A 10,588-nucleotide genomic window follows, 5' to 3' on the forward strand; every position below is an offset into this window, starting at 1 on the left:
CAATAGTTACTATTATTAGCCATATTTTCTCTTTTAATGTTGAGTTTAAATATGGACAAGAGAGTACCCTCTATTGGAAGCATTGATTGTGGGATAATGTTAAGGTCTGAAGACCTTCTCCCTGGAGAGGGTTTTCCGGAACATAGCCACGCTTGGTACCAATTCGTGTATGCAACAAAAGGAGATCTAATCGTCACAATCGATTCATTGAAATACTTAATCACATCTTCTCACGGGATACTGCTACCACCGGGTATAAATCATTCGACTTCAACCAAGCACGGTGCAACGTTTCGCAGCCTTTATGTAAATGATATTGAATTTATCCAAAAATCATACATTTATAAGGTCAATGATATGATGAGATGCCTAATATGTGAACTGGATAGGGCTATTCTAGCTGGTGAGCATACTGGTTATTTATCTAAGATAAAGTCATTGATATCAGACCAGTTTGAAAGACTATGTTCTGAAAGTATCAATATCCCTTGGCCAAAAGATGAGAAAATACAAAATATCTGCGATTATATCTATTCAAATATTGGTGATAATAGTTGCATTGATAGGCTTCCAGAGATCTTCTTTTTGTCAAAAAGGACCATACTTAGAAAATTTGAGTCAGAATTAGGCATGAGTATTAGAGACTGGAGACAAAAAGCAAAATTGTTTATTGCTCTTCAACTGCTAAATTCTGACAAAAGGATAACTTCTATTGCGCTTGATTTAGGTTACGCTAATGTGTCAGCCTTCACTTATATGTTTACAAATGAAATGGGTACAACGCCATCATTATGGAGAAAAACACATAAACAGTAGTCTTTACAATTTGTCTTTTAAGTCAAGCGCACCTATCGAAACAAGGTACGCCACTTATTAAAAATCTACCCGGAATACCAATGATTCACAACACCTCAGCACTATGACCAAACTCTATGTATATAAAGAACACTTGAAGATCGAATTAGTAACCGGGTCCTATCACTCTGAATAAACCAACACACAAAAGTACAAGACACGCAATGACAACTCGTATTTTCTGCGAGAGTTGCATCTTATAAACCACTCCTTGACGCTTTAGATAGACCTCACCACTTAAGACTAAGATTAATGTTAACGGAATAAAGAACAACATCGTCACACAAAGAAACCAACGACGACGATACCAAGGCGTTTGATCATAAGTAATATCTAATTGTCCAAATGAGTCTTCAGGCAATGATGTTTCACTTGTACTATCTGTCATATTTTTTTCCTTATAATTAATATTCTCAACTTCATTCCGCGTTGACTTAAAACGTATGCTTTGCGTATAGCTCTGGTAACTCATACTCTCTATCAAGAATCGCGGCCAGCCTGCTATCAAAGTCTTTCGGCTTTTTGTCTTGATACAAATATGTTTTCGGCTGCGGGCGATAAAAACTATCACCTGTGATCACCGCTTTTTTGCCTTTATCCATAAAAGCAAAGAGTTGGGCCATGAGAAAGGTATTATCATCTTCGCTGTTCATATGCGCCTTACCCGTTGGCTGCAAGCCAAATAGTGTTGGCCAATAACCGCTTTGATGCTTTTTGCTCTCTCCATATAAAAACAGGGTCAACCCTATCTTATCTTCTCTAAACCCAAGGTTTTCAAATCGGCACGCGGCTATTTTTCCAAACCGCCATGTATAGACAATGCCTCGTTGACGGTCAAAATAAATATCGGCAAGACGGGGGAAACGAAGTAAAGCGAGCGTATGTAAGAGCGTTATAAAAACAAGAATGGAAATAAATATTATATCTCCATATACTGATTTCCGATGCCTGTCTGTACCGTGGTTTAAGCTTCCACCTCATCAATATCATAAAAAGGTTTATACCCTGTTCTTCGATACTCTTGTATCCGTGCCATGGATTCGTGAGCATCTTCGGCTAGAGAGGGAAAATTGGGCCATGATTCAACAGTAAAATAGGTTGCCATAATAGACAGCATCAACATCCATGGCACAATATAATAGTTGCGCCTGTTATGGTAACCCGTTCTTACCTTCAGCACCTTATCATCCACTGACACCACAGGGTCAAATGGGTCTTCCATGGGAATTACGGTTACCTCAGAGCGAAACTCCTGCCACCATTTGGAAAAAGGCTGGGCTTTGGTGGTGAATATGCCCCAAAATCTGCGTTTCATAACTAATTAATTAGAGATATGGCTAGACGTATAGCCGCAGCAAAGCTTCTTATCCACATATCAATTAGGTACTTTTATTCGGCCGTACATAAGAGGCAGTTCATTCTCTAGCTCTAGAATTTCCTCCAATCGAACATCAAATTGATCTGGGCGTTTGTCTATCCGAAAATAGGTCATTGGGCGCTCCCTAAAAAAGTACTCTCCTGTAATTAAAGCGCTTCTGCCTTTATCCATATAGTTGAATATTTGAGCAAAGAAATAGTCGTTATCTTTCTCTCCATTCAGTGTCACCTTGCCCGTAGGCTGGATAAGGATAGGCTGAGTACAGTACCCTATTTTACCTTTTTTATTTTCGCAATAAAGGTACAGTTGCAAGCCTGTTCTATGTTCTAAAAAACCTAAATTGTCAAACCGACAAGCAGCGACACGACCAAAAAACCAAGTGTAAACAATCCCTCTTTTACGATCGAAATAGATATCAGCAGGTCTTGGTAAAGTTACAAAATAAGCGGTTGCAATTAACGCAAGGATTAAACATATAAAAAATATGGCCATATCGAATAATACAGCTTCTTGGTAATTTTTCTCACCATGATTAAAGACGGCATCCAGATAGTTAAAAAATGAACTTTGCCCTTCTTCACCTAACAAAGCCTCATGATATGCAATATCGACTCCTCTATTCTCGTAATCACTTTTTAATGCCACAACATCCCGAGCAAAAGAGATTTCACTAGAACTAGGGCCTAAACCGTCACTAAAAGTAAACGTTAAAAACCATAGGGCTATAACTAATGGAGCAAGAAATGGCAGTCGCAAGTTATCTCTTGCGCTGCGCACGGCAAGCACATCATCTGTGACCTCCATAAAAGGCTCAAGTGGATCATCTTCAGGTTTGATTGAAGCGATCTTGGCAAACTCTTGTCGCCATTTCACTAGCTTCTGTGGGTATTGATACCTAAATAAAAAACCATGACTGTTTTTTCTTTTCACCGTTATATATCACTTATAACTATATTGCATACCACTTGGCTTTAAGCGCGGCGTTAACGCGTTGCTAAAGGTTGTCTAGCTTTCAAAGCACATGCCAGAGTTTGATAGAATTATATGCCATTTTACCCGACATTCATTCAACCTCTGTCTGCGCAGATATCAATTGGGTACCTTTATTCGGCCGTACATAAGCGGAAGTTCATGCTCTAGCTCAAGAATGGTTTCTAATCGCTCTTCAAATGGCTCTGGGCGCTTGTCTATGCGAAAATAGGTCCTTGGGCGCTCTCTCAAAAAGTGCTCTCCTGTGATTAACGCGCTTTTGCCTTTATCCATATAATTGAAGAGTTGAGCAAAGAAATAGTCGTTATCTTTCTCTCCATTCAGTGTCACCTTACCCGTGGGCTGAATAAGGGTAGGCTGAGTACAGTAGCCAATTTTACCTTTTTTATTTTCGCAATAAAGGTACAGTTGCAGGCCTGTTCTGTGTTCCAAAAAACCTAAATTCTCAAACCGACAAGCAGCGACACGGCCAAAAAACCAAGTGTAAACAATCCCTTTTTTACGATCGAAATATATATCAGCGGGCCTAGGTAAGAAAATTAAATAAGCAGTTGATATTATTGATAAAACAAGAGCAATTAAAAAAATAGAAATACTGAAAAATACAGACTCTCTATGACCATCTGTACCATATCTAAACACTGCGTTGAGGTAGTTTATGAAAGAATAATTCCCGTTTTCATCAAAAAAAGCTTTCGCATATTGATAAAACTGCTCATCATACGGAACACCTCTCCTACTCTTGTCTTCATAGTAAGTGATTTTATATTCAGCATATGCTATTTCATCATTATGTGGCCCAATATCCCCCATGAATTTAAAAGCTAAAAACCAGAAGCCTAAAACTAATGGAACTAGAAATGGTAATCGCAAATTATCTCTTGCGCTGCGCACGGCAAGCACATCATCTGTGACCTCCATAAAAGGCTCAAGTGGATCATCTTCAGGTTTGATTGAAGTGATCTTGGCAAATTCTTGTCGCCATTTCACTAGCTTTTGTGGGTATTGATACCTAAATAAAAAGCCATGACTGTTTTTTCTTTTCATTCTAATCTCTGCTAAATATTGCTTGGTTTATCATCAATCATTCCGTAATACGTTTTTTCAAGAACGCCGTCCGACGTTAACATACGTTTGGGGACAATAATATCTGGGCTTTGTTGGTAGTACCAATGCAAGTGCAGCTCTTCATCTGGCTTATTGTCCATCTCAACCGAAAAATTCAAATATAAGGTTCCGTTAATCATTTCAGATTGGAAAAAGTCCTCACTATTGGCCGCCGCGCTAAGCGCCTGTTTAAATGCCTTTGTTGCGGCTTGATCCTCTACCAACTTTCCGTTGCGCATTTGATTAATTGGCAGCATGATATCAATACTTTTTTTACTGCATATCATACCAATAAGATTAGACTGTCCCTTTATATATTTGAATAATTCCGCTTGATAGTGAGATTTAAAGTTAAACAGGGATTGAGATTAGATTTAAACATGTATTACGTGTTCGGCATCATGTTACCCAGCTTTCGAAAAGTCAGAATTATTCTCTTTAGCAAATTGAAACTATGAACGATCAGTCGTAGTAAATGCCGAGACGTTTTACTTCGGATAAAAATACATTGAAGGAGAAAATGAATTTACTAAGTAAACCTTGATTCACCGCTTATTTGACCAAAAGTGGGATTGATAGATAGTAGAAACACGTAAGCAGGAATGAATTTGTCCTAATCCGTGAATAAGCCCCGCCTTTGTCTCGGTGGTTTAGTGGAGACTGCTATGTGCTTTTGATAAAGAGCACATAGCGCAGTGTTTTCTTGCCAGAGAGCTGCTTCGTTAGCCCTATTGTGAGCTGTTTTGCGATAGGGCATTTTCATAGAATAATACTTTAGGTGTGTGTCCTCGCTGAACTCACGGTTATGGAGATCCGTTAACACAGACAGCCAGTAGTTCGCTCCCTCTGACTCGGATAAGTACAACCCAAGGAGTTCTTTCTTACCCTCAACCGTGAGGCCTAAGATGGTGTAGATAGCCTTGCTGACGTAGCGGCCATCTTCTCGAACTTTATAGTGGATAGCATCAAGCCAGACAAAGGGATAAAGCGCATCTAGCGGTCGTTGCTGCCATTCCTTAAGCTCAGGTATCAAACGGTCGGTAACGCTAGTGATGGTGGCTTCAGAGACATCAATACCGTACATGTCTTCGACATGACCACGAATGTCACGATAGCTCATACCGAGCGAGAACATGGATAAGATCTTACGGTCGATCTCGTCAGTCAGCTTAGTCTGATTCTTCTTGACCAGTTTCGGCTCAAACGTGCCTTGGCGATCGCGTGGTGTATCGAGTTCAAATTCACCGACAGAAGACTTAACCGTTTTCTTACTAGAGCCATTTTTACGGTTCGGTCGCTCATCCGTTTCAAGATGTTGCTCTAGCTCTGCCTTTAAAGCAGCTTCTGTGATTTGTTTGATGAGAGGTGTTAAAAAGCCATCTTTCCCCGTCAGATCTTGTCCTGATTGGAGGGCTTTAATGGCTTGTTCTAAATCGAAGTCTTTGGTCATATGTCATTCCTGTTTTGTATATTCTACTGAAATGACACAGATTTCTAAACACTACCTCACTACTCTTTTTAGAATTTCTTCTACTCGATGGTCAGTATGCACCCATCAATTTTTCTACTGTGTTTCATGCAAGCTAGTCTTCTTTTAGGTTTACACCTATTTTTTCGCCACATGTCAAAATAAATTTTGCAATATACAATGTCAGTAAAAGTGATAAAACCACAACTAAAAATATTAGAGCGAGTTCATATATATTAGCCCCGAGAAATAGGTCAGCTAAGCTTAATTCATCCCCAATCATCATATAGCCAAAAAAGACTAAAAATTGAAGCATCATCCAATTAAATAATGAGGCCCAACGAACTCTTGATTCAAGTAAGGCACCATATCGATAGCCAATTAACACACCTGTACTTAGTGTAGGAATTATATTAGTTAAAATTGCTTCTCCAGGTATCTGAACCGACCAAAAATAATCCAAAGTCGATATGATTATCAACCAGACAATAGATGCAGCACATAGTGCCGAGGTCACAAAGCGTTCAGACTGATTATGAGCAACTATTTCTGGTGCCCGAGATTGACTACTGGTTTCTCTATCCATTTCTGCTGACTCACTGCAATCTTTTACTATGTCAGAAAACTTTTGTTTAAAGTCTTCTGGCCTTTTATCAACGCGTAAGTAAGGCACAAACATTGGGCGAAAGAAGCTGTTATCTTGGATAACGGCACTGATTCCCTTACTCATAAACGCACAGATTTGCGTCAACAGAAAGGTGTTATCATTTTCAGTGTTCATAAATACTCTACCTGTTCCCTGTACATAAAAGTAACGAGTAGTAGTATTGCCTCTGTCACTCCAGTCTTTATGATGTAAGAAAAGTTTTAACCCACATTTATCTTCCCGAAAAGTTAGGTTATTAAAACTTGAGTAGAATAACTTTCCTAAATGCCACGTATAAACTATATTATATTCCCGATCAAAGAAAATATCCGCACGTCGATAGAACCGAAAAAAAACAGTCGCAATCATTAATGACAATATAAATAGCAGACTAATAATCGCTACTTCTTCGTATATTGATTTTCGATAGTTTTCATCACCATATTTATGGACAGCAATAAATAAGTCGATACGTGATCCCTTACCACTATCTCCGACTAGAGCCCGGTAATAGTTATCATCATTCTTATCGTAATCATATCCAAATGATTTAAGCTCTAAATTACGTTGAATATTATCGTGAGCGTATGAAATCATTCCTCTATTGGGGCCAAATTCATATGCTTGATATAAAAAGACACACCATAAAGCAGCTACCCATGGTAATAAAATATACATTCTATAATTATGACTTGCATTTCTTACAGATAGAGTTGACTCATCAATAGCCATTATTGGCTCTTGAGGGTCTTTTAATGGCTCTATACTATAACATTCAGCGAAGTGATTTGTGTAATCTGCGAGTCTTCGTGTATTAGTAAGTGAATTGCGTTTGTGGTTATCTTTTCTAACAGTGCCCACTAGAGTAAAATTGATCCACCTTCTATATATCCTTTCTAATAAAGATATTTTATTTTCTTTATTCATATGCCTTTCACAATATTTTTGATTGTTTTTTTGAATGTTTATTTAGTAGAAACATTCCTATAGTTAGGATCACAGACAAAAATAAAAATGAACATGCCAAAACAAACCTAGCAAAAGCTCTTTCCATATCGCCAGTATCTAGATGCTGGAAAAACTCAATCATATTCGAACAAAAAAAATAGATAATCCCCAAGCTGAGAGAAAAATTCAACAATGCTCCTATAGACTCGGCTCTATCTCTTACCTTAAATGCATCTTTCTTAGGTATACTATGATTTTTTTCAGTTTCCACAAATATTGATCTCAGATATCTAATATGCAGTAGAAAATCATTATATAACTTTTAACCTGTTTATTTCTGCACATATCACTAAGCAAAAACACTTTTTTCATAGTCATTAAGTCTATTTAAGTAATATATGATTAAACAGGAAGCATTTTGATATAAGTTGACCTGTTTCAAACAGGCTATCAGCGGCTATAACGCGTGCCCTTTTACCCAGCGGGTTTGGTACTGATGAACAAAATCCCCTTCGGCTTTTAGGGCGGCGTTAACGCGTTGCTCAAAGTTGTCTGGTTTAGGATCCACGCGCCAGAAAAACTTGGCGGGTTTGCGCTTAAAAGAAGAGCCTGTGATCACTGCGCTTTTGCCATGGTCCATAAAGGCAAGGATTTGCGCGAGTGGATATGTGGTATCGGCTTCAGAGTGAAAGGTCAGCTTGCCGGTATCAATACCAACAATCGCCATCGGGCGGTAGCCCTTTTGTTTTTTGTTTTCAAACTGCAACACAAGGTTGATACCAACTTGGTTTTCAATTAAGCCCATTTTATCAAAGTAGGCCGCACCCACCCTGCCATGGCGCCAGCTATAAACAATTTGCCGTTGTCGGTCAAAATACACTTCGGCATCTCCGGGTTTGAGAAGAAAAAGCAGCCACATAACAATACCCACTAACAAAAAAGAACTTATCAGTAGAAAACTAGTGAGGAAACTTTCAAGCTTTCCTTCCACTTCCTTAGCCCTTAAATAAGTTGCCCATGTCACCTCACCCTCTTCATTTAGCAAAGCTCTAGCATATTTTTCGACTTCGTCAGCACCATACATTGTATCCCTAAAAGACTTTTGTTGCTCAAAATGCTCTAGCATCTCATGCGCGTATTCCTGTCGACTTTCAAAGTTAGGCAGCCAATCATAAAACATATAAAGCGGCATAAAGGTAAACACCATCATCAGCGGAACGATAATAGCATTGCGCCGATTGTGATAACCGGTTCTTACGGTAAGCACCCTATCATCGACAGAGACTATGGGGTCAAACGGGTCTTCCATGGGAATAACGGCTACCTCTGCGCGAAACTCCTGCCACCATTTGGAAAAAGGCTGGGCTTTGGTGGTGAATATGCCCCAAAATCTGCGTTTCATTTATTTAAATGGTCTTAAATTTAAAACAAATGCTTAGCATAGAGCTCTGGTAGCTCACTATCTCTTTTTAGAATTTCTTCTACTCGATGTTCGAAGTTGTCTGGCTTTTTATCAACAAATAAGTACGACTTAGGGTAAGCGCGCTCAAATCGCTCCCCTGTAATAACTGCCTTTTTTCCTTTATCCATAAAAGCAAAAACTTGTGCGATAAACTCGGTGTTATCATTCTCAGTGTTTAAGTGTGGCCTGCCAGTTGGTTGAACAGTAAAGTTCGCTGGCCAGTATTGGCGCTTTTTGTTTTCACTCATAAGTAACAAATTAAGACCATGCGCGGTTTCACGAAAACCAAGGTTATCAAAGTCACAGGCGGCCACCTTACCCAGACGCCACGTGTAAACAATTCTTCTACGGCGGTCAAAATAAATATTAGCCATGCGAGGGAATCTAAGTAGAGCCAAAGTGCTGATTATAGCAACAAGAAAGAGTACCGAGGCGATAGTAATTTTTGAATAGATTGAGCTTCGATAATTTTCGGTACCGTAGAGAGCTACTGCGCGGATAAGATCAAGTGTCGACCCTTTTCCATCATCGCCAACCATTGCTTTGTAATAAAGATCTCTTTTTGTATCATATTCTATACCATTTAGTTTATTCTTGTTATTTAGTTCAATCATATAATTGGCACTATTAATCATTCCTTGATTTGGACCAATATCGTTAACTACATAGAAAAACAGTACCCAAAATGACACCACCCAAGGAATAAAAAAAGCGAGGCGGAAATTGTTATACGGAGTACCTACAGATAAGACATGATCATCCACATACATAATGGAGTTAAGAGGATCTTGATAAGCATCAAGTGTAACTTTTTCACTAAACCAAGTACGTAGCTCGGTAAATGGCCGAGCATGCTCTAGCTTCCAGAATGGTTTAAATTTTCCACGTCTCATTTATTTACCGCTTTTATATCGCGTGCCCTTTGGGTCTGCGGGTTTGGTAGTGTTGGACTAAATCCCCTTCGGCTTTAAGCGCGGCGTTAACGCGTTGCTCAAGGTTGTCTGGTTTAGGATCGATACGCAAAAAAAACTTGACGGGTTTGCGCTTAAAAGAAGGGCCAGTGATCACTGCACTTTTGCCATGGTCCATAAAGGCAAGGATTTGCGCGAGTGGATAAGTGGTATCGGCTTCAGAGTGAAAGGTGAGCTTGCCGGTATCAATGCCAACAATCGCCATCGGGCGGTAGCCCTTTTGTTTTTTGTTTTCAAACTGCAACACAAGGTTAATGCCAAGGTGGTTTTCAATTAAACCCATTTTGTCAAAGTAGGCCGCGCCTACCCTGCCGTGGCGCCAGCTATAAACAATTTGCCGTTGTCGGTCAAAATACACTTCGGCATCTCTGGGTTTGAGAAGGAAAACTAACCATACAATCACAGAACATATGAGGAAAAAACATAACATTCCAATACTACTAAAGAAGTGGTCCAGCTCGCCGCTAAGTTCTTGTGCTTTAATGTAGCTATCAAATGTGACCTTTCCATCATCGTTCAGTAATGTCCTCATATACTGTTCAACACGATCAGCGTTATACATGGGAATAGATCCAGTCCTACGATCCTCCTGAATATTCGCCAAAGTCTTAACAGCATATTGTTCTAGTTCGTTAAAATCAGGCCATAAGTCGTGAATCAAAAAAGCTACCATAAAGGACAACATAAGCATCCATGGCACAATATAATAGTTGCGTCGATTATGATAACCCGTTCTTACGGTAAGCACCTTATCATCCACTGA

At 39.2% G+C, this 10,588-nt stretch carries 12 protein-coding genes and 1 pseudogene; 1 reads left to right on the forward strand and 12 read right to left on the reverse strand.

The window, feature by feature from the left end:
* The first annotated feature begins 51 nt into the window (after positions 1–51).
* Complete coding sequence (locus KO511_RS02495) at positions 52–816, forward strand: AraC family transcriptional regulator (RefSeq protein WP_215985912.1); 765 nt, start codon at positions 52–54, stop codon at positions 814–816.
* 145 nt (positions 817–961) lie between these two features.
* Here the strand turns inward: KO511_RS02495 and KO511_RS02500 are convergent, their stop codons facing one another.
* The 12 genes and pseudogenes from KO511_RS02500 to KO511_RS02555 all read right to left on the reverse strand — a co-directional run.
* A complete protein-coding gene (locus tag KO511_RS02500; protein WP_215985913.1) occupies positions 962–1,243 on the reverse strand; it encodes a hypothetical protein in 282 nt (93 codons plus the stop codon).
* A 46-nt stretch (positions 1,244–1,289) separates the two neighbouring features.
* Positions 1,290–1,598, reverse strand: a complete 309-nt coding sequence (locus KO511_RS02505; protein WP_215985914.1) for a hypothetical protein — start codon at positions 1,596–1,598, stop codon at positions 1,290–1,292.
* Positions 1,599–1,819: 221 nt separating this feature from the next.
* A complete protein-coding gene (locus KO511_RS02510) occupies positions 1,820–2,170 on the reverse strand; it encodes a hypothetical protein (protein WP_215985915.1) in 351 nt (116 codons plus the stop codon).
* A gap of 60 nt (positions 2,171–2,230) precedes the next feature.
* Positions 2,231–3,163, reverse strand: a complete 933-nt coding sequence (locus tag KO511_RS02515; protein ID WP_215985916.1) for a hypothetical protein — start codon at positions 3,161–3,163, stop codon at positions 2,231–2,233.
* 159 nt (positions 3,164–3,322) lie between these two features.
* A complete protein-coding gene (locus KO511_RS02520; RefSeq protein ID WP_215985917.1) occupies positions 3,323–4,270 on the reverse strand; it encodes a hypothetical protein in 948 nt (315 codons plus the stop codon).
* Positions 4,271–4,281: 11 nt separating this feature from the next.
* Positions 4,282–4,587 (reverse strand): hypothetical protein, encoded by a 306-nt coding sequence (locus KO511_RS02525; protein ID WP_215985918.1) that lies wholly within the window; start codon positions 4,585–4,587, stop codon positions 4,282–4,284.
* 542 nt (positions 4,588–5,129) lie between these two features.
* Positions 5,130–5,780, reverse strand: a pseudogene (locus tag KO511_RS02530) (IS256 family transposase); the annotation flags it as partial.
* 133 nt (positions 5,781–5,913) lie between these two features.
* Positions 5,914–7,371 (reverse strand): hypothetical protein, encoded by a 1,458-nt coding sequence (locus KO511_RS02535; protein ID WP_215985919.1) that lies wholly within the window; start codon positions 7,369–7,371, stop codon positions 5,914–5,916.
* A 7-nt stretch (positions 7,372–7,378) separates the two neighbouring features.
* Entirely contained in the window at positions 7,379–7,663 is a 285-nt protein-coding gene (locus KO511_RS02540) for a hypothetical protein (protein WP_215985920.1), read from the reverse strand.
* Between the two features lie 186 nt (positions 7,664–7,849).
* The gene (locus KO511_RS02545; protein WP_215985921.1) at positions 7,850–8,794 is read right to left on the reverse strand and encodes a hypothetical protein; all 945 of its coding nucleotides are present in this window, start codon (positions 8,792–8,794) and stop codon (positions 7,850–7,852) included.
* A 20-nt stretch (positions 8,795–8,814) separates the two neighbouring features.
* Positions 8,815–9,747, reverse strand: a complete 933-nt coding sequence (locus tag KO511_RS02550; protein ID WP_215985922.1) for a hypothetical protein — start codon at positions 9,745–9,747, stop codon at positions 8,815–8,817.
* Between the two features lie 13 nt (positions 9,748–9,760).
* A partial coding sequence (locus KO511_RS02555; protein WP_215985923.1) for a hypothetical protein occupies positions 9,761–10,588 on the reverse strand: 828 nt, incomplete at its 5' end.

This window comes from Vibrio hepatarius, assembly GCF_018860525.1.
GTDB lineage: Bacteria > Pseudomonadota > Gammaproteobacteria > Enterobacterales > Vibrionaceae > Vibrio > Vibrio hepatarius_B.